The 18,667-nt window shown below is 38.6% G+C and carries 20 protein-coding genes; 10 read left to right on the forward strand and 10 right to left on the reverse strand.

Annotated elements, in window-relative coordinates; translation table 11 throughout:
- Position 1: 1 nt before the first annotated feature.
- The 7 genes from B2O97_RS24005 to B2O97_RS24035 all read right to left on the reverse strand — a co-directional run bounded on the left by B2O97_RS24005 (position 2) and on the right by B2O97_RS24035 (position 8,787).
- A complete protein-coding gene (locus B2O97_RS24005) occupies positions 2 to 1,192 on the reverse strand; it encodes a thioredoxin family protein (RefSeq protein ID WP_286768292.1) in 1,191 nt (396 codons plus the stop codon).
- 76 nt (positions 1,193 to 1,268) lie between these two features.
- Complete coding sequence (locus tag B2O97_RS24010; RefSeq protein WP_070569390.1) at positions 1,269 to 2,717, reverse strand: RagB/SusD family nutrient uptake outer membrane protein; 1,449 nt, start codon at positions 2,715 to 2,717, stop codon at positions 1,269 to 1,271.
- 12 nt (positions 2,718 to 2,729) lie between these two features.
- Complete coding sequence (locus tag B2O97_RS24015) at positions 2,730 to 6,200, reverse strand: SusC/RagA family TonB-linked outer membrane protein (protein WP_286768293.1); 3,471 nt, start codon at positions 6,198 to 6,200, stop codon at positions 2,730 to 2,732.
- A gap of 234 nt (positions 6,201 to 6,434) precedes the next feature.
- Entirely contained in the window at positions 6,435 to 7,316 is an 882-nt protein-coding gene (locus B2O97_RS24020; protein WP_070569385.1) for a FecR family protein, read from the reverse strand.
- A gap of 15 nt (positions 7,317 to 7,331) precedes the next feature.
- Positions 7,332 to 7,574 (reverse strand): hypothetical protein, encoded by a 243-nt coding sequence (locus B2O97_RS24025; protein WP_115047897.1) that lies wholly within the window; start codon positions 7,572 to 7,574, stop codon positions 7,332 to 7,334.
- 96 nt (positions 7,575 to 7,670) lie between these two features.
- Positions 7,671 to 8,264 carry an RNA polymerase sigma factor gene (locus tag B2O97_RS24030; RefSeq protein WP_070569382.1) on the reverse strand — a complete coding sequence of 198 codons (594 nt, stop codon included), beginning with the start codon at positions 8,262 to 8,264 and terminating at the stop codon, positions 7,671 to 7,673.
- Positions 8,265 to 8,439: 175 nt separating this feature from the next.
- Positions 8,440 to 8,787, reverse strand: a complete 348-nt coding sequence (locus B2O97_RS24035) for a winged helix-turn-helix transcriptional regulator (RefSeq protein WP_070569380.1) — start codon at positions 8,785 to 8,787, stop codon at positions 8,440 to 8,442.
- 112 nt (positions 8,788 to 8,899) lie between these two features.
- Between B2O97_RS24035 and B2O97_RS24040 the strand changes: the two genes are divergently transcribed.
- The 6 genes from B2O97_RS24040 to B2O97_RS24065 all read left to right on the forward strand — a co-directional run bounded on the left by B2O97_RS24040 (position 8,900) and on the right by B2O97_RS24065 (position 13,516).
- Positions 8,900 to 9,964, forward strand: coding sequence for an NADH:flavin oxidoreductase (locus B2O97_RS24040; protein ID WP_286768294.1), 1,065 nt, complete (start codon positions 8,900 to 8,902; stop codon positions 9,962 to 9,964).
- A 178-nt stretch (positions 9,965 to 10,142) separates the two neighbouring features.
- Complete coding sequence (locus B2O97_RS24045; RefSeq protein WP_286768295.1) at positions 10,143 to 10,796, forward strand: alpha/beta fold hydrolase; 654 nt, start codon at positions 10,143 to 10,145, stop codon at positions 10,794 to 10,796.
- 318 nt (positions 10,797 to 11,114) lie between these two features.
- Positions 11,115 to 12,173 (forward strand): SMP-30/gluconolactonase/LRE family protein, encoded by a 1,059-nt coding sequence (locus B2O97_RS24050; RefSeq protein ID WP_236560156.1) that lies wholly within the window; start codon positions 11,115 to 11,117, stop codon positions 12,171 to 12,173.
- 331 nt (positions 12,174 to 12,504) lie between these two features.
- Positions 12,505 to 12,819, forward strand: a complete 315-nt coding sequence (locus tag B2O97_RS24055; protein WP_286768296.1) for a hypothetical protein — start codon at positions 12,505 to 12,507, stop codon at positions 12,817 to 12,819.
- 32 nt (positions 12,820 to 12,851) lie between these two features.
- On the forward strand, positions 12,852 to 13,172 hold the full coding sequence (locus B2O97_RS24060) for a hypothetical protein (RefSeq protein ID WP_070569365.1): 321 nt from the start codon (positions 12,852 to 12,854) through the stop codon (positions 13,170 to 13,172).
- 11 nt (positions 13,173 to 13,183) lie between these two features.
- Positions 13,184 to 13,516, forward strand: coding sequence for a hypothetical protein (locus B2O97_RS24065; protein ID WP_286768297.1), 333 nt, complete (start codon positions 13,184 to 13,186; stop codon positions 13,514 to 13,516).
- Positions 13,517 to 13,529: 13 nt separating this feature from the next.
- Here B2O97_RS24065 and B2O97_RS24070 read toward each other — a convergent pair whose 3' ends face one another.
- Positions 13,530 to 14,294: a DUF72 domain-containing protein gene (locus B2O97_RS24070; protein ID WP_070569952.1), complete on the reverse strand. Its 765-nt coding sequence runs from the start codon at positions 14,292 to 14,294 to the stop codon at positions 13,530 to 13,532.
- Between the two features lie 199 nt (positions 14,295 to 14,493).
- Here B2O97_RS24070 and B2O97_RS24075 point away from each other — a divergent pair, with 199 nt between their 5' ends.
- Positions 14,494 to 15,603: a glutaminyl-peptide cyclotransferase gene (locus B2O97_RS24075; protein WP_070569358.1), complete on the forward strand. Its 1,110-nt coding sequence runs from the start codon at positions 14,494 to 14,496 to the stop codon at positions 15,601 to 15,603.
- 65 nt (positions 15,604 to 15,668) lie between these two features.
- On the opposite strand, the gene B2O97_RS24080 is transcribed toward B2O97_RS24075, so the two are convergent.
- Both B2O97_RS24080 and B2O97_RS24085 read right to left on the reverse strand, forming a co-directional pair.
- Positions 15,669 to 16,544: a hypothetical protein gene (locus tag B2O97_RS24080; RefSeq protein ID WP_139145081.1), complete on the reverse strand. Its 876-nt coding sequence runs from the start codon at positions 16,542 to 16,544 to the stop codon at positions 15,669 to 15,671.
- 26 nt (positions 16,545 to 16,570) lie between these two features.
- Positions 16,571 to 17,071 carry a hypothetical protein gene (locus B2O97_RS24085; RefSeq protein ID WP_070569355.1) on the reverse strand — a complete coding sequence of 167 codons (501 nt, stop codon included), beginning with the start codon at positions 17,069 to 17,071 and terminating at the stop codon, positions 16,571 to 16,573.
- A 387-nt stretch (positions 17,072 to 17,458) separates the two neighbouring features.
- Between B2O97_RS24085 and B2O97_RS24090 the strand changes: the two genes are divergently transcribed.
- The 3 genes from B2O97_RS24090 to B2O97_RS24100 all read left to right on the forward strand — a co-directional run bounded on the left by B2O97_RS24090 (position 17,459) and on the right by B2O97_RS24100 (position 18,620).
- Positions 17,459 to 17,707 (forward strand): hypothetical protein, encoded by a 249-nt coding sequence (locus tag B2O97_RS24090; RefSeq protein ID WP_046675688.1) that lies wholly within the window; start codon positions 17,459 to 17,461, stop codon positions 17,705 to 17,707.
- A gap of 7 nt (positions 17,708 to 17,714) precedes the next feature.
- Entirely contained in the window at positions 17,715 to 17,945 is a 231-nt protein-coding gene (locus tag B2O97_RS24095; protein ID WP_197084131.1) for a hypothetical protein, read from the forward strand.
- 114 nt (positions 17,946 to 18,059) lie between these two features.
- On the forward strand, positions 18,060 to 18,620 hold the full coding sequence (locus B2O97_RS24100) for a GNAT family N-acetyltransferase (protein WP_112374362.1): 561 nt from the start codon (positions 18,060 to 18,062) through the stop codon (positions 18,618 to 18,620).
- Positions 18,621 to 18,667 lie beyond the last annotated feature (47 nt).

Genomic DNA, 18,667 nt, shown 5'->3' on the forward strand with positions numbered 1-18,667 from the left:
ATTACAGTGCTTTAGCACGTGCCACAAGAGCATCGGCCAGTTTAATAATTTTTGAAGTTTCCAGTTCCGCCAATCCACGCGCAGCTTCTGCAGCTTGAACAGCTTCTTTCTTTTTTTTCAATGCGATACAAATATCGGCCAATGTTCCTTGATTGGAATAACTTGAGGGATTCAATTCGACTGCCTGTTTGGCCAGCACATAGCATTGTTTTAGGATAACTGGATTTGCAATATTTCCTTTTGCATTGGCATTGCGGCGGGCAATAAAGCTCAATCTCTCGTCCTCATTTTTGAGCAGGCCTTTTCTTAAGACATTCGTGAGGGTAACAAACTCCTTATGGGTACCATGTGCAGCGGTCCATTCTACTTTATACAGTGCAGCTTCTATTTTTTGTTCTTGATCTTTTAGGCCTTCAAAATAGGCTAGGCCAGCATTAAACTCATCTACTTTATGATCTCTAATATAGCCATACATGGCATAACGTAGCAGCTGTGCCTCTTTTTTCGCAAAATCCGCCGGCACTGCTATGTTTTTAAAATAAGATTTGTTCGACTCAAAAAATTTTCCGTAACGATCATCCAGGCTTTGTGCCATCATTTTTATGGTCTCCCATCCGTTTGGGCTCCTCAAAAATTTATCGGTAGCCACGCTGTCCAATGCCTTTTTCGCTGCATTTGCTGCTTGACTATCGGTTTGCTCCATCACTTTAATATAGCGGATTAGAAAATTAGACTCCCGCATACCCAAATCGTACGATTTACGCAAGTTGGGGATTTGAAAATTGGGATCATTAGCTTGCTCTGCCTGTTTCAGGAACAAATCAGCTTCCATGCGAGACTGGGTTCTATAGATCAATGTCCCCTGCCCATCTAAAAATAAATACGTGGGAAAACTTCTGATTTGGTATAATTTAGCAATGTCTACACCCTCTCCTATCTCGCAGTCAAATTTAGTATTGATAAACCTGCTATTAAAATAACGAGCGACTTCAGGTTGTGAAAACACATTTCCTTCCATCCATTTACAGGGAGCGCACCAGGAGGTAAATCCATCCAGGAAAATCAGTTTATTTTCTTGCTTGGCCAATTCCTTTGCCTGGCCAAAAGTGATCTTCTGAAACTGTATATGTTCTTGTGCGAGCAATAGCATCGACTGTGTAAAAGCCAGTGCTGTCAATAGTATCTTTTTCATATTTTTTTATTAAGAACCTAATCAATTTCCATGTTGATAGAAATTGATTAGGAATGAGTGGTTTACATCTAATTTTTTAGCGTTCGTATTGGGGAATTCCCGGATTCAACGAAAGTACCTTTGGGGGAACCGGAAGTATCATCCGGGCATCCGTGGATTCCATTTCGAAAACTTTCCCTGCCAATGGATGTTGGATTGACTTCTTAAAATTGTCTGCTATAGCGAGTCGTTTCAAATCAATCAGCCTATCGGATGCCATAAAGGGCATTTCACGACGTCTTTCGTCAAGTACCGTCTGTAAAACAATTTTTGGATCCGTTGAGGTTAACGCTTTATTATTCTCTATTCGGCTATTTCTTAATGTATTCAAGAAGCTTAGTGCCTCCGCCGTATTACCCGTCCGAACAGCTGCTTCCGCAGCAATCAAAAACAATTCAGGCGTATTAAATCCTGTGCTAAATTCGACGTAGGGAGCAAAAAGAACCCGTCCTGGAAATTTTACAATAGTAGCACCTAAAGAAGCCTGATCGCGACAGAAAAATAATTCATAACGTTTGTCGGTTGCACCTGCTGGCAAATCTTTGGCGTATGTTTCTATCAGCTCTTTAGAGGCATAAAATTCGGCATTGGGGCTACCTAGGGAACTTGTTCCCAATCGAGACCATACAGCCTCCATATTCGTTCTGGAATCGGGAAATTGAACCGAATTATCTGTTTTAAGACAAACTCGTCCCCAAGTCGTCTTGTCTTTATTGGTATATAAACTATAATCAATGAGCGTTTTATTCACAGCAAGTGCTTGTTTTGCATTCTCAAGGGCCTCTTTGTATTTTCCCTGATAGAGATAAACCCGACTTAGAAAAGAGAAACCGACGGAACGTACTGCTTGAAATCTATTTGACTGCACTGTACTCAAATTTGGCAACGCGTCATTAAGATCGCTAACTACCTGATCATAGATCGCCTGAACAGATACACGTTCGTATTTTTGATTGATATCCTCTTTCAGCACCAAAGGTACCCCTAGATCTTTTGTTGCACTTGCAGGATTATAATGAGCGGCATAGATATTCACTAGACTAAGGTATTCAAATGCACGACCGACCTTAGCCTCAGCCCAAACCCTTTTCTTTTCGGCTTCCGATCCCTCTGTTGCTGCCAATACATTGTTAATAACAACATTGTAAGTGAATATGTGGCTATAAGCCGATTCCCAGTATGGATCATACTGGCCATCTTCAAATATCGCACCGTGAGCAAAGCTATAGAGTTGTTTTTTTACATAGTCATAATAGTCATAGCTTGCTGCCGATTGTACATCCTGAGGATCTCCGGACTGTAAATTATCTACTAAATAGTTCGGATAAACAGCGGAAGCCCTTACTAAAGATTGATCGTTTAGAAGCAATTTGTAATCATTCAGATTCTCTGGAATTGTAAAACCTTTTGGTTTAATATCCAAGTATTTGTTACAGCTATTCAATGTCAATAAACCGAATAGCAATCCTATATATATTTTTCTCATGATATTTTCTTATTAAAATCCTACAGATACACCTAAATTGTAAATTATTGGTGCTTGTATCCCTCTACTTGGACTCGTTACCGTACTATACCCAGCCCAAACCTCGGGATCAAGATTATCCTTGTTAGCGACCCAACGCCATGCATTCAATACCTGTCCTGTTAGACGCACATAAGAAAGTTTTGTCGGTGCAATCCATTGTGCAGGAAGGTTGTAGGATAATGAAATATCGCGCAATTTAATATAGTCAGCCTTCTGAACAAATTTATGTGCAGCATTGAAAATATCGGAAATATTGCCTGAAGCAGCAGAAACAAATGCGGGAGCAATATCAGGGTTACTTTCATCACCTGGGTTCTTCCAATAGTTCAACCATAATTTGTCGAAGTTATTATTGTAGTTAAGCTCCGCGTATTTACTCAAGAACTCTGGATGAACTCCCCGCATCACATGGCCACCATTGAAAATAAACATAAAGGAAAGCGTCAAATCTTTATACTTAAATCCATTTCTGAAAGAAACAGTGTAGGGAGGTACTGTCGTACCTTCATAGATTAAATCATCGACAGTCAATTTTTGCGTGGTCTCGACCAGACTACCATCAGCCTTTCGTGCCAAAGGTCGTCCCTTATCATTTAATCCCGCATAATCTATGCTATATAAACTACCCATTGGGATTCCAACCCGATTTTGGGGAGCATAATAGTAATAGTATGGGGTATTCTGTTCAACATATAGATTGGTAATCTTATTTTTGTTGTAACTAAAATTCACTGTGCTGTTCCAGCTGAAGTTTTCACGTTGAATCATCTTACCATTCAGCCCCAACTCGATCCCGCTATTCTGCATATCAGCATAATTAAGCAACACCATATCCCATCCCAAAGTTGGATCCAACGGCGTATTCCCCAATAAATCAGAAGTTTTCTTATTGTAGATATCAAGAGTAGCTGTAAGTCTATCTTTAAATAGTGAGAAATCAAAACCAACATTGAATACTTTTGTTCGCTCCCATCGCAACAATGGATTAGGCGGAGAATCAATGTAGGCTTGCATTTCACCGTTAAAGTAGTTCAGATTGTTATTCACCCTCGAAATCAAATATGGTCCATTATCCTTTGGGACATTTCCATTTACACCATAAGTCGCACGTACCGACCAACGATCTAATGGTTCCCAATCAATTCTTGGCAGATGATATAAAGCGCCTATGGACCAAAGAGGTTTGTATTGATTTTTGATATTTGTTCCAAACAAATTAGATTGATCCATCCGGATGCTTCCACTCAAAGTCAACTTACGATCATAGGTATAAGATCCATTGGCATAGAAGGAAACAAATCTATCGACTAGATCCTTAAATCCAGTCTCTTTTTTCGAAATAGTATAGCTATTAAAAAGCGCCTGTGTGTTTTGGATCTGAATACCAAAAAGCTCTTCATTAATTCCTTTGTAGACTAGGCTATTTTCATCGTAACCATACTTGTAAATATTCGTATATCGGTTATTGATCTGTCTACGTTCAGCACCGGCGATTGCGACAATTTCATGTTTTCCCTGAATATTATTTTGATAATTAAATTGGCCACGTAAGGTATAGCTATTGACATCATTACGTTGTTCAGCAAATTGTCCCCCTTGCGGAATATTGCGTTTGATTGCCCCGTCCTTTCCGATTTGGGTAGCGTCATTCACCATACCTACAACCGATTGGGCATTTTTCCTATTCAATGTGCCATTATACCCTTCGGTCCGTTCACTTTGATAGGACATATCGAAGTCCAGTCCTTTGATAATCTTAAAATTTGCAGCAAAATTTAAGTTAAGGTATTTATTATAGAACTTTTCGTGAATCGCGGCAACATGATTTAAAGGAATATAGGTCTCATCTTCCAGTCCCAGCGCATTCAAGCGATCAATCTCAAACTGAGATTTTGAACTATACCATTGCGCTGGAGAACCATCCTCATTTTCAAGCAGATAATAGGATGCTTTGCCTCCCATATAGTTATCGTAGAAATTGAAGCCAATATCACCCTCTCTATTTTGGTTTTTCCCCAATACATTTGCGCGTAAACTAAACCAGTCGGTAAACTTAAAATTATTTTTCAGACTAAATCCCAGCTCCTTGTTTGTCGCCCGTCCCTTATTGTAATCTCCCGGCTGCGTATAATTGAGGGAATAATGGTATGTATAACGATCGGATCCTCCCGAAATAGCGAGATTATGCTGCTGATCGAATCGGGTCGTATTCAGAAATTTATCCATTTGACTAAAGCGATCACGATTTCGATATACATCCAGCCGCTTTTCCATCTCTTCTTCCGAAATTACTCCACCTTTGCGATCGTACAAAATTCGATAAACGTCGTTCATCGCTTTTCTCGGGTCAATAACTGCATAATCTCCCGAACGGTAATTAAACATTTCCTTTTGAAAGTTGACCAGTTCAGCGCTACTCATCTGATTGAGGTAGCTACGGCTTGGAAGTCCTCTAAAAGAAAGCGTATTGCTATAATCAATCTTTGTTTTGCCTGCGGAGCCTATTTTTGTCGCAATAACAATAACACCGTTAGAGGAACGAACGCCATAAATGGAGGCTGCCGAAGCATCTTTCAAAACGGTTATGGAAGCAATATCATTGGGATTAATAGCTGTTAAGTCACCTTCAAAAGGCATACCGTCAACAACGATTAGCGGAGCAGCCTGTGCGTTGATGGTGGAGCGTCCACGAACCTCGATACCCAGGTTATTTTTCGAATTCTGTGGACTTGAAGTATTTCGCACCAAATTTAGCCCGGGCAACAATCCATCGATCCGGTCCAATAAATTAGGTTGAAGCCGTCCTTCCATGTCTTTGGCTGTCACCTGAGCAATTGAGCCTGCTACTCTTTCTTTGCTTATTTTTTGGTATCCTGTATTGACTGTAATGTTCACTTCCTGCAATTGCTCATCCAAGGCTCTTAAGGTAATCGTACCCAAATCGGACTTAGCTGCAATCGTAAGTGGAGCAAATCCGACCATGGTAATGTCCAAAAAGCTATTTAAACTAACGCCATTAATTTCAAAATGACCATGCTGATCTGTAACGGTTCCTTTTGGAACACCTTTTACACGAATCGTTGCACCTTGAAGTGGTCTGTTGTTATAATCGACAATAAAACCTTTTACCGTCATTAACTGATTAGTGATCGATCGTTGAGTCTGTTGAGATTTTTCGTGTACGACAATAATCTTCCCCTTGATCTCAAAATCGAGATCCAAATCGTCCAATAACTTCCCAAGAGCATTTCCCAACGATTCTTTTTTAACGGTTAAGTTAACCTTTGTATCTGGATCAATAGTTGTGGCCGCCCATACATAAGAATAGCCAGTCTGCTTATTGATCTCTGAAAAAACCTTTCTCAACGACACTGATTTCTCCTGTATCGATACGTCCTGTCCATACGTTTTAGCTCCAACATGAAGCAGACAACAAGACATTAGTATGGTTTTGTAAGCGATATGCGCATAATGTTTCCCCTCCATTGCGGCCTACCCCAAATATCTGGGCGATCGCTGTTTTTCATTTGTTGCGTTTGATCGTATAGGGCACGACCAAGTTGTGCATAATTTTTATAGTTTTGTTTTAGGTTAAGAATTAAAATTCTGTTACAGTTAGAATTACTTGATCTGAAGCCCTAAATGTTGCAAGCGTTTAGGGTTTCGTCTTTTCATTTAGGTTGTTTTGTCTACATAAATGGTCTTTCCTTTAAATTTAAACTTAATTTTCCCGGTACTCTCCAGTACGTTGATGATATCTTTCAGACTGCTGTTACGAGACAACATCGCTTCAAATTTTTCCGATTTTATTTGGTTATCGAGATAGACGACATCTACATTATACCAAGACGCTAACTCATCCATAATACCCCCTAAAGTCTCCGAATTGAACACGAAATATCCGTCTTTCAATGCATTGCGCGCGTCAAGATCAATTATTCGTCGTTCAATTTGACCGAGTTTGATATACGATTCTTCCCCTGGCAACAGTATAATCTGCCTGTCGCCCTGTCGAACCCTAACTTTACCTTCGTATAATGTCGTTTTAAAGTCTTCTATATTCTTGGTTGATTTCACATAAAAATGTGTCCCCAATACGGAGATATTGATCTTCCCTGCTTGTACCACGAAAGGTTTCAGTTTTGGAACCTCACCTTCCCATGGTAAATATTTTTTGGCAACTTCAAAATAAGCCTCCCCCACCAAACGAACCTCCCGCATACTATCTACTTCATAATAATCCAACTGCGTTTTGGCATTCATCCATACTTTGGTTCCATCAGGTAATAGCATGGTCATTTTCCCACCCTTGGGTGTCGCAGCGAATAAATTATTCACTCGTGCCGCTTTATTTTTAACGGGTGATACAAACGATAATAAAGTATCTCCTGGAGCCATCGAAATTGAATTTCCATTTCCTAGACGTACTACCCCTGTCATTTGAGCGGGTTGAATATCTTTATCCGGAGTCTCCTGATAGACCGTATCCGAAAGATTATGTATAAAAAACAACACGAGTAATCCAATCAACGCCGCGGCGATACCATAGGACAACATACGTTTATAAAAAGGTTAAGTGTATGAGGTATTGAGGTAATCTTGTTCAAAGAGGGCAAATGATTCCTCCCAATCATAACGGGCTATCCCGTCTAAATCCGCTTGCATTTGATCTTTGTTGTCAATCAGATCACATAGCCCCTTATTTGCATCAGTTTCGGACCGCCATAAGTCCAACTTTAATTTTTCGTCATCGCGCAATCCTTCCAGCTTGGATTTGCTCAGTAAATAAATGATATGTTGGGGTATTTGCTCCATATTGCTCTATATACTTAAAACAATATTTTGATTTCGTTTCTCTAAAGAGGTGGTAGATATTTTCACAAAAACCTATGTATCAGAAGTATAAATTTTCTAATAATAGAGTAAAAGCAAAAGTAGGCAAAAAAACCGGTCAGGCTTGAGTCTTAATCTCAAAAGTTCAATTCCCCTTTTCTTTTGATTGTAAATCGTACTAGTGGTTAGTCCTAAGGAGATCGCTGCTTCCTGTGGGCTTAAATCTTCAACAATCAACTTACGCATCACTTGCTTACATTGCTCAGGCAGGGTATCAATGGCATCATGGATCGTTCGAAGCGTCTCCAAATAGATCATTTGATGGCTGATCGGTAAATCGACCAGATCGACCTGTGACGTATAAAAATTGGTTTTTTGTTGAATTCTATTTTCTTGTTGGATCCTGTTTAAAGCGGCGTTTCTACAACTTGTGTAGAGAAAACCTCGGATTGATTCAACATGATCAAAATCTATCCGGCGCTCCCAAAGCTTTAAGAATACATCCTGCACGATTTCTTCGATGGTACCTTTATCAAGATTCATCTTTTCTAAAAAATAGCACATTGGACTATAGAAAGTTTTGTACAGAAACTGTAAACCATCCCTTCTGCCCTCCCGAAAAGATTTTAAAAAATCTTGCTTGCTAAATTCTTGGTTTACCTTGTTTTTCACAATTCAATATTACTTAAATTTTAAATAAATATGAAAATTTCATTTATTGTGATCAACAGTCCCGCGCTGGCAAGCAATAGAAAACGGACAGGCCAAACCGGTTGACACAATACTATTCCATTCGGCAGCGATAGCGTAAAAGCGAAGCAAGATCGATGTATTTAGATTATAATTTCTACACGATCAATTCTGGTGATACAGACTCTTCATAGTAGGCTTCATTCCATTTTGCCAATTGGCACATAATAGGTATTAAAGCCTTGCCCTTTTCTGTCAAAGAGTACTCTACGCGTGGTGGGAGCTCCTTGTACTCTTCTCTCAAAATAACGCCATCCTCTTCCAATTCTTTTAATGAACTGGTCAAAACCTTTCGAGAAATATGTTCGATGAGCGCATCCAATTGACCAAATCGGGCTTTTCGATCGCGCAAAGTATAGATAATCACAGGCTTCCACCGGGTACCTAAAATTGCCATGGAACGCTGCATGGCACAGGAACAACTTTTAAATTCAGTCCTTTTCATTTGAATATATTCAAAATAGTTACGCGAAGGTAACTAGTTTATACTAATAATAGTTACAAATATATACTATTTAAAATATATTTGTGAAGATTCACGATTTAAAACGAGAAAAATGAGCATACAAACACTTTTTAATCCATTTGAGTACAAAAATCTAACACTCAAAAACCGCTTTGTAATGGCACCAATGACGAGAGCATTTTCGACGGATGGAATTCCCGACAGCGCTGTAGCGGGATATTACGAGCGTCGTGCCGCGGGAGATGTCGGTTTAATTTTGACGGAAGGTACCGTTATCGAACGACCTTCATCAAAGAATTTAAAGGATATCCCAAACTTTTACGGTGACCAAGCACTGGCCGGCTGGAAAAATATCGTGGATGCAGTGCACGAAAAAGGCGGAAAAATAGCCCCTCAACTATGGCATGTTGGTTATACTCCTATGCAATGGACTCCGCCCGCTGCGTTTGAAAGCCCAGATACAATGACATTAGCGGATATAGAGGCCACGATACAAGCTTACGCTGACGCTGCTAAATCTGCAAAAGACCTCGGTTTTGATGCTTTTGAAATCCATGGCGCCCATGGCTATCTGATCGACCAATTTTTCTGGGAAGGAATGAACCACAGAACAGACGAATTTGGTGGAAAAACAATTAAGGAGCGCTCTAAATTTGCGGTTGAGGTAGTCAAAGCAATGCGAAAAGCGGTTGGACCTGATTTTGTAATCATTCTACGTCTATCACAATGGAAGCAGCAAGACTACACAGCCAAGCTTGCTCCCACCCCCGCAGCGATGGAAGACTGGATCCTACCATTGACAGATGCCGGTGTCGACATTTTTCATGGAAGCCAACGTCGTTATTGGGAGCCGGAATTTGAAGGTAGCGACTTAAATTTCGCTGGATGGCTCAAAAAAATTTCAGGACAACCCACAATCACGGTTGGATCCGTAGGTCTTGACAAAGATTTTGGCGATGTATTTACAAATTCGGAGTTCAAGTCCTCTCCCGCTTCACTGGATGAACTGGTTCGTCGTTACGAACGTGGCGATTTTGACCTTGTAGCTGTAGGCAGGGCGATCTTGCAAGATCCGAATTGGGTGAAAAAAGTGCAAGCCGAAAAATACAACGAATTATCGATTTTTGAAGCGAAGAGTTTGGCGAGCTTATCTTAGTAAGCTCGAGCGATTAGGTGGATTAAAATTACGTTATTTAATATTTACGTTATTTAATATTTACGTTATTCAATAGTATAAACAGGGGCAAAAATTCACTTTCGAAGCAATTTTTGCCCTGTTTTGTAACGATAATTCAGTACCTTGTCTCCGCAAATGGATACAGACACTTGATTAAATGAAAATCACCGCAACCAAAATATATGTCATCAGCGGATTGGGTGTAGATCAACGTGTATTCAGCAAAATAGACTTTGGCTCGCTTGATCTAACCTATCTAGATTGGATTACACCAAGCCCCAATGAACCACTGTCTATTTATGCAAAAAGAATATCGACTAAAATTACTGCAAAGAACCCCATCCTCGTTGGGCTTTCCTTTGGAGGAATGCTTGCAATAGAAATTGCCAAGATTATCGAAACAAAACAAATTATCCTGCTTGCTTCAGCCAAAGGACGGCATGAATTACCCAAACTGTATCGCTTAGCAGGCAGACTCAAAATCAACAAACTGGTTCCTAGTCCGTTACTAAAGTTCCATTGTTTTCTATCAGATTACTTTTTTGGCATACGTAACAAAGAAGATTCCCGCTTGCTAAAACAGATTTTATACGATACAGACCCCATCTTTATGAACTGGGCAATACATCAAACTCTCCAATGGAAAAACAATTCGGTTCCGGACAATTTAATTCATATACATGGTAGTAGAGATCATATTATCCCCATCAAAAATGTAAAGCCCAACTTTATCATTAGGGGTGCGGGACATTTTATGACAGTCACCCATGCCCAGGAGGTTGAAAAGCTCTTGCAAGAAATCTGCTTGTAAATCACCTCCTTTTAATCACCGAGACCAATCCCAACTTTTCTAGTCGCTCAGAAAATTAAATCCAAGCGGATTCGTATCGACATGAAACACACGATATGCTGAGCAGTGTAAAAAAGTATTATTTGAAGAAAAGGACAAACAATAATTGAGAATAGAAGGTTCTTCTATGAGAGCGCGGTCTCTTTACGTAACTAAAAAATCGCTGTTTATTGCTTAATGGGACCAGTCCAAAGTAATATAGTAAGGTTAAATTATAACAAGAATATGCGAACACGGCTCATATTAAGTTTTTTATTCTGTCACATCTTTTTTCTCACTATGCTGGCACAAGTTAATGATACTACAGCCCCGAAATTGGAGGTCGCAGCAGCTTTAGGCCCGTACCGTCCGATCGGTGTTAGCGCTAGCTCCAACAATCGATTATTTGTTTCCTTCCCAAAACAAGCTAAAAATTATCAGTATGCACTTACTGAAATCATCAATGGAAAACCTGTTCCTTATCCAAATGAAGAATGGAATTTAGAAGGAAAAGAGAATTCCCACTTTGTAAATGTTCAGGATATATTTGTCGATACCGAGGACAATCTCTGGGTATTGGATTCTAAACCATCTGCTGCTGGATCAATTTTTGGCAAAGATGAAAAATCAAATCAAGGCCAGTTTAAATTATTAAAAATCAATACAAATACAAATCAAATTGAACATATTTATCGTTTCGACGACCTTGATAAAACCAAATCAGGTCTAAATGATATGCGTATTGATCACAAGCGAAATTTAGCCTATCTCTCCGATCCCGGCCAAGCGGCCATCATTATTTTAGACCTTAAAACTGGACTGACTAGAAAGGCTTTAACTGGAAGCCGTTTTACGCTGGCTGATCCTGATGTATTATTAAGCTATAATGGTATTGAAATGCGTAGTGAAAATGGAAAGCCTTTTTCTTCCAACGTGAATGGCATAGCATTGAGTCACGACTTTAAATATTTATATTTCAAAGCCATCAATCAGACCCATTTGTACTGTATTGCAACAGAATTTTTAGCCGACGCAGGGCTGACGGATCAAGAATTGGAGGCAAAAGTGGAAGACAAAGGAGAAGTCGGAATCACGCATGGCTTACTAGCAGACATTGATGGAAATATTTATCTCACATCGTCAATAGATTATAGTATTAAATATTTAAATCCTGAGGGAAATGTGAATACCCTGGTAAGGGACTCCCGAATACTATGGCCCGATTCTATGGGTATCAGCGGAGATGGATACCTCTATTTCTCTTGTGCACAGCTCTTTAAAGACCCGCAATGGAATAAGGGAGCTGATAAGGTAGAGTTGCCATATTATGTCTTTAAGGTCAAATTACCGAAATTTTGAAAAAAATGTTACAACAAGTGAAATTCTTAAGCATAAAACTCGCGCTGACACATCTACTTTTCACCTAGCTATTATTCTATGCGCAGCCTTCACAAAATTCCCTTCGAATAGTTCCCCTTTATATTTGTCCATCTTTTCTACCCACAAGAAAAGGAACTGAAATTCAGATTCATAAAAACAATAAAATCGAAGTAAAAGCACAAATCACTAAGACATGCCTCCAACTATAAAAAAACAACAGCCTGTTAGATGAAGTATAAAATTTTTAGCAAAAACTTTTTTATACTAATATTTTTAGTATATTTGAATATCAGTTTTAGACAATGCTTTTATGGAACACAGCGCAGCATATGACAATAAGGATTTACACGTAGGTGACATCGTTCGCTTTCATACCCCCCATCCCGATGAGGATCCAAATACGATTTTCATTGTACTATGGTCATACTACGATCCGGCTGGAAAATCATCACGGGCTGAAGTGGTTAAATTTGACCAACGTTCCAAACAAACACCTGTCATTCAGAAGTGGTTTATACGAGATTTAGAAAGAGTCCCCGAAGTAAGTCCAGAATTGCTGAAACAAATTGAGTTATTTATGAAAAGTAAACTTGGCAATACTATTATCAGTAAGCTAGTCATCTAACAAATTTTAGATCTTCAAATTCGACGTAAAATATGGAAAATAAATTCAAAGAGAAGCGAGGGATGGTGTCAGGTCCGATCTGGTCTGACTGGCGAGAACAACTCCGGGAAAGTGAATTAATCGGCTTACATCAGAGACTCGAGAATCTAGAAAGAGAAATACTCCTTGATTGGCTACAATGGCATGATCCAAAAGGAAACTATACCGATCGTAAATGTATTGAAAATGGCGTGCAGCAGCTTTCCAAATTAAAGGCTGTCGCGTATATCCATAAAGAAATCCTGCGCATCCACATGAAAAGAAGATACAATGCCTTTTCGAATACACACGCACAACTCATCTTTAACAACTAAAATTTCAGATTATGGAGTCTTTTATTAAACAGATCATAGCGCATCAGCTTCCAAAAATTCTAGCTATGGAATCGCATCGCACAGATTGGCATTATCAGCTCATGAACTTAAAAGATAAGACACTATTCGATAGATTAATGCTGATGAAAAGACAAGAATTACTTGCTTGGCTACAATGGCACGATAATGCTGGGACTTACGCTGATCACGACTGCATCCGGAGAGGTATTCCCTTATTTACGAAAACTCAAGCATTGACCAATGCTTATCAGCGGATTATGCGTGAACATGAAGGCTGGGACGGCTATATGGGAAATGAATATATCCGTGGCAGTGTACTTTAAAAAAAGACACCTTTTAAGCAGGAAATATTTTGTTCGCAGTGATATACGAGGCTAATGTCTTTAGATTAGGAAGTGCCGCTCCTATTGTATTATTAAAATAAGTATAGACTTCTTTTCCCGCTGCAATCCATTCGTTAATATAGGTACTGTATTCCAACAATAGGCTGTCCGAATAGCTTCCCTTATAGTCACCATTTGGGCCATGAAAGCGCATATAGATTATCTTTGCATCCGCATATTGAAGACGCATACCTTGCATATCCTTATCATGAATAACCAGATGCATTTCATAGGATTTTAAAAGTTCGAAAGTTTCTTCTCTATACCAGGAAAGGTCCCTAAATTCTACACATACCTGCCATTTTTCACTTCTCTTATCCTGGGCAATACAATCCAGCAGTTCAACAAGCATTCCAATAGAAGCAAATTTAAAAGATGGTGGTAATTGTATGAGCAAGCACCCTTTCTTTTGGCCGATAGCGTCAATAACAGATAGAAATCTAGCGACATCCTGTGGATCAAACTTAAGTTCTTTTTGATGCGTAATTCCCTTCCATAGTTTAAAGGTGAAACGAAAATCATCGGTCGTCTCTTCGGACCATCTTCTGACTGTTTCTTCTCTGGGAATTTTATAAAAAGAACTGTTTACTTCCAATGAGTTAAATAGTAAACTGTATACAGCCAATCGACTTTTATCCTGTAACTCCTCAGGATAATAACTTTTATTCTTGTAAGGTAAAAGGATACCGCTCGTTCCAGTAAAATATGATTTTTCCATACCCTTATAACAATCGAGCAGCATGCAATGGTTCATTTTTTCTTTCATAGACGAATTATCCTTTGTATTGGTCTGCAATTGAATTGCATATAAAAAACAATTTATCTAAGTTTGAGAAACAAGTAGTACAGCAACAGCTATTTTTAAGCAACTTGTTTTCTAGTTTATTAGTGGATAATTAATCAAGCACACTATATCAATGCAAAAAAAATCGTACCTCATTTGTTTCATTATTGGCGCCATTTTGGGCAGTTGTACCGGAAATAAAAGCAACAATACCAATACAACTTTAAGTTCCCAGTCCGAACATGCTGATGAAAATCCGACATTTACCTTTGACAATATTAAACAGCACTATACGCGGGGTGAGGATCTGATATTAAAGATGTATAGCAAAAACACATCCAAAATAGACTCTGTTATTTACGCTATAAACGATAAAAAGATTGGCCAGGTCGTCGGAAATGAGCCCTTCAATTATTCATTAAAACAGGAGAAATTTGGTAAGCAAATTATTAAAGCTGTCGTATTTAGTAATGGAAAGCGAGAAGAAAATTCGGTCAACATCGATCTATTCGCCTCTAACCCTCCGCTTTTGCTAAGTTATAGCATTGTGAATATTTATCCACATGATGCCAAAGCTTTCACACAAGGACTGGAGTTTTACGGTGATAATTTGATCGAAAGTACTGGGAATGGGGTTGGTCCAAGTGGAAATAAGGGGAAATCGAGTATCCGTATTGTTAATCCTAAAACGGGTCAGCCCATCAAAAAAAATGAATTGGATGATTCAATTTTTGGCGAAGGTGCTACCGTCCTAAATGGAAAATTATATCAATTAACCTATAAAAACAATCTAGCCTACCTCTACGATATAAACAGTCTTTCTGTTATTAAGACACTTCCTTACTTTCAGCCAATGGAAGGTTGGGGCTTAACTTCTGACGGTAAAAACTTATTCATGTCGAATGGTTCTGATTATATCTATACACTTAATCCAAATGATTTCTCAAAAGTGGATTATATCCGTGCAGCAACGAACACGGCCATCGTGGATCAAATCAATGAAATGGAATGGGTAAAAGGGAAAATCTATGCAAATTTCTTTATGGAGGATGTCATTGGACGAATAGACCCTAAAACAGGTACAGTGGAGGCTTTAGTCGATCTATCCAAATTACGTGAGCATGTAACACAGCATGTGGATTTAGATGTATTAAATGGTATCGCTTACAATAAAAGATCAAACACCTTCTTTGTTACCGGTAAAAACTGGGATAAAATGTTCGAGATAAAGCTAACAGAATAGCTTTATCTCCATCAAAAAAAACAACATGCTGTTCCGGAAAGAACCAAATCGCACTATTTTTGACTTTATGGTAATTCTTTCATTTTGTTAAAGCCCTCAGTTACCATCGGTATAATTTGTGGTGCAAATAACTGTGGTATAATCGTCCTTGTCCCCGTATCCTTATTGGCAATCCATTGCGCATATTTATTTGCTAAAAATTCCAATCGCTGTGCTGAAGATAATCCCGGTAAGGTATAATAGATACTTTTTTCGCCTTCTTTACCTTCCATCTGCACATACCGCCCTTTAGTTACTTTCAGGTGACTGCGGTGTTCAAAATCACGTAGGAAAAGCTCATCCTTGTCTGCATTATCCCATTTCGGGTCACGCGGGCAACAAACCGATCCGTAACTGTCTCTTCGATAAATTGTAAGCATGCCTTTAGCTGAAATTGGTTTAACAAAATCTAATCTAGGGTTATCAAGACCAGAAAGCCGGAGACTGTCGACTTTAACCATACCGTCCTCTCTTTTTATGGAATAATAAAAATTGGTTGTCGCAGGTTCTATACACATCCCATTTTTCGAAGCTTCTTCGGCGACTTCACCATAAAACTTCCAATCGGGAACAATCAGTACAAAATGTTGAAGATCGGGATAGAATTCATTGGATTTTTTTAGTAACTCCACTGGAATTTTAGTACTCAAAAAGAAAACGTAAGTGGAATCCGGAACGATCTGCAAAGGAAGATCTACTAAATAATTGCCATCTTTCTGCGTTACAAAATCATTGTCGATCATTACAACCCGACCATAGTATTCACGATACCAATCGGGTTTCACAGTATCAGCTAATGAATACGGGGGTATTGACTGATGCGCTGCTATTTTGCTCTTACAGGACAATGCCATCATAGGTAAAATGATAAGCAAATACCACATATTTTTTCGTATTAACATGGTTATAAAATTAAAATATATTTCAACTACTTTCCTGTTTGACTATCTACTTTTATTCCAGCTTGATTCATGAAGGCTATTTGATGTCCTAAACACGACTCAGCTAAGGCTTCAATTTTCTCTTTTTCATCAGTAATCTCCCGCAACAGACTTTTCCGAGTCCCTTTTTTCTGTTCATCAATATATTTAATTAATAAAATACCATATCCATCAACGATCTCTGTCATGTAACCAACTGAAGCGATGTGAAAACTTTCGGCAGTTTTACTGTATTTCAGTTGAGAGGCTTCGCATTTTAATCCTTTGATGTAACTACTCAAAGCGCGTGCCTCATTCAATTTCATGTGATAGGAATAGTCTGATTTATCGACATCATATTCCCCTTCTAGCAATTTTCCATAGCTCTCATCCATTTTTTCTCGACAGCTATGAAAGAGCTTAGCCATTTTCTCATTGTACCCCAAATCCAAATTACCCCTACAGGAACACATGGTAAATAGCATAAAGATTAAAGCTAGCATTCTCATTTCTTAATTTTTTTTACAAATAACAGTTTTTTAAACCAGCCTATCCGTCTCGTTTAATATTCGTGGTCGTTGTTTTAAGATTCGTTATTTTCCGTACAACCTGCTCGCTAAAAAGCAATACGCTTATCCTTACTTTGCACAAACTATTTATTTCTTTGAGAGATGAAAAGCCTACTCTTCTAAACAGGGAATCCATAAAAATCACCTTATACTGCATTATTGTAAAAAAGGTCCTTCGAAACCTACTATATTAGCCATTTAATTAATCATTTTTTAAAAAATCAGAAAAAAAAGCTATATTTATTTAAGAATCACACATCATTTAAGGCAAAATTCTTTGTTTCTTAAAAAAAATTACGGAACTTAGAGACTATAAACCACCGAAATATGAATAACAGACCTTTAAACGGAATGACTGACGAAGAGCTTCAAACCAACAAAAAAAATGCGCTGGTAATTACATGGATGCTCACCACCATGCTCTTTATTCTATTAGGCATGGGGATCTATACTTCAATTAACAAAGGATTCAGCGCACTAATGGCGATTCCCTTCGCCTTATCTCCTATTGTTATTCTCAATTTTAAAAGAATAAAAGAAATCAATGAAGAACTCAAAATAAGAGGAGCTCAATAAACCCATCATGAAACACCTCGCATTATTCATATTCTTTCTTTTCATCTCGGATATTGTATTTGGCCAAGAGATAAGTAAATCAACGACACAGACGATCACCCAATCGGGTATTGGGCTGGGTTCTGTCATTGCCGTTGTCACCTCATGGGATCGCAACAAATCCATACTATGGGCTTTAATTCATGGGATACTCGGTTGGTTATACGTCATCTATTATGCATTCACCCGCAACGAGTAACGATTTTTAACTATAATTCTCACCAGAAGAGCCAAGCCGATCATTAGCAGAATGTCTTTTCTTACATAACACAGCGATCAATTCCTTTTCTATATCTCATCCGCAATCAAACACATGAGTTCCTCACCTATTTCCAATACAGATTTTGTCGTTGAAGAAGTCAACGAATCCAGCATTACCTTAATTTCTGAATTAGTAGACCTGACTTTTAATATTGTCCAAGGAGGTGCCTCTGTAGGCTTTATGGAAGATCTAACAGTTGAGCAGGCAAAAAGATTTTGGACTGAAGTACTGAACAAGGTCAAGCAGCAAAAAACAATATTGATTATTGCAAAAGATGCTTCTACGCATCGAATCGCAGGAACCGTTCAACTCCAAATCGACCTCCCCTCAAATCAAATACATCGTGCAGATGTAGCCAAAATGTTAGTCCATACTGACTTTCGAAGAATGGGCATTGCACAAAATTTACTTCAACACATTGAAAATATAGCTATTGATCTAAATAAGACACTATTGGTACTAGATACTGTAACCGATAGCCCGGCTTATATTATGTATCAAAAATGTGGCTGGACGAAAGTCGGCGATATCCCAAATTATGCGCTCTTCCCGAATGGAACATTGTGTAGCACGACATATTTCTACAAAAACTTAATTCTGCCAACAAAATAAAAGCCCCCAAATCGATTAATATTCATTTGGAGGCTTCTCTTAATTAT

Origin of the sequence: Sphingobacterium sp. UBA865, assembly GCF_002295765.1 — a bacterium.
Taxonomy (GTDB): domain Bacteria; phylum Bacteroidota; class Bacteroidia; order Sphingobacteriales; family Sphingobacteriaceae; genus Sphingobacterium; species Sphingobacterium multivorum.

Coding starts and splice junctions, on each gene's coding strand:
- B2O97_RS24035 (WP_070569380.1), bottom strand. CDS start 8,787: ATGAAAAGGACTGAATTTAAAAGTTGTTCCTGTGCCATGCAGCGTTCC.
- B2O97_RS24065 (WP_286768297.1), top strand. CDS start 13,184: ATGGAGTCTTTTATTAAACAGATCATAGCGCATCAGCTTCCAAAAATT.
- B2O97_RS24090 (WP_046675688.1), top strand. CDS start 17,459: ATGAATAACAGACCTTTAAACGGAATGACTGACGAAGAGCTTCAAACC.
- B2O97_RS24020 (WP_070569385.1), bottom strand. CDS start 7,316: ATGTTGTCCTATGGTATCGCCGCGGCGTTGATTGGATTACTCGTGTTG.
- B2O97_RS24040 (WP_286768294.1), top strand. CDS start 8,900: ATGAGCATACAAACACTTTTTAATCCATTTGAGTACAAAAATCTAACA.
- B2O97_RS24005 (WP_286768292.1), bottom strand. CDS start 1,192: ATGAAAAAGATACTATTGACAGCACTGGCTTTTACACAGTCGATGCTA.
- B2O97_RS24075 (WP_070569358.1), top strand. CDS start 14,494: ATGCAAAAAAAATCGTACCTCATTTGTTTCATTATTGGCGCCATTTTG.
- B2O97_RS24045 (WP_286768295.1), top strand. CDS start 10,143: ATGAAAATCACCGCAACCAAAATATATGTCATCAGCGGATTGGGTGTA.
- B2O97_RS24070 (WP_070569952.1), bottom strand. CDS start 14,294: ATGGAAAAATCATATTTTACTGGAACGAGCGGTATCCTTTTACCTTAC.
- B2O97_RS24085 (WP_070569355.1), bottom strand. CDS start 17,071: ATGAGAATGCTAGCTTTAATCTTTATGCTATTTACCATGTGTTCCTGT.
- B2O97_RS24055 (WP_286768296.1), top strand. CDS start 12,505: ATGGAACACAGCGCAGCATATGACAATAAGGATTTACACGTAGGTGAC.
- B2O97_RS24015 (WP_286768293.1), bottom strand. CDS start 6,200: ATGTCTTGTTGTCTGCTTCATGTTGGAGCTAAAACGTATGGACAGGAC.
- B2O97_RS24060 (WP_070569365.1), top strand. CDS start 12,852: ATGGAAAATAAATTCAAAGAGAAGCGAGGGATGGTGTCAGGTCCGATC.
- B2O97_RS24080 (WP_139145081.1), bottom strand. CDS start 16,544: ATGTTAATACGAAAAAATATGTGGTATTTGCTTATCATTTTACCTATG.
- B2O97_RS24100 (WP_112374362.1), top strand. CDS start 18,060: ATGAGTTCCTCACCTATTTCCAATACAGATTTTGTCGTTGAAGAAGTC.
- B2O97_RS24025 (WP_115047897.1), bottom strand. CDS start 7,574: ATGGAGCAAATACCCCAACATATCATTTATTTACTGAGCAAATCCAAG.
- B2O97_RS24010 (WP_070569390.1), bottom strand. CDS start 2,717: ATGAGAAAAATATATATAGGATTGCTATTCGGTTTATTGACATTGAAT.
- B2O97_RS24095 (WP_197084131.1), top strand. CDS start 17,715: ATGAAACACCTCGCATTATTCATATTCTTTCTTTTCATCTCGGATATT.
- B2O97_RS24050 (WP_236560156.1), top strand. CDS start 11,115: ATGCTGGCACAAGTTAATGATACTACAGCCCCGAAATTGGAGGTCGCA.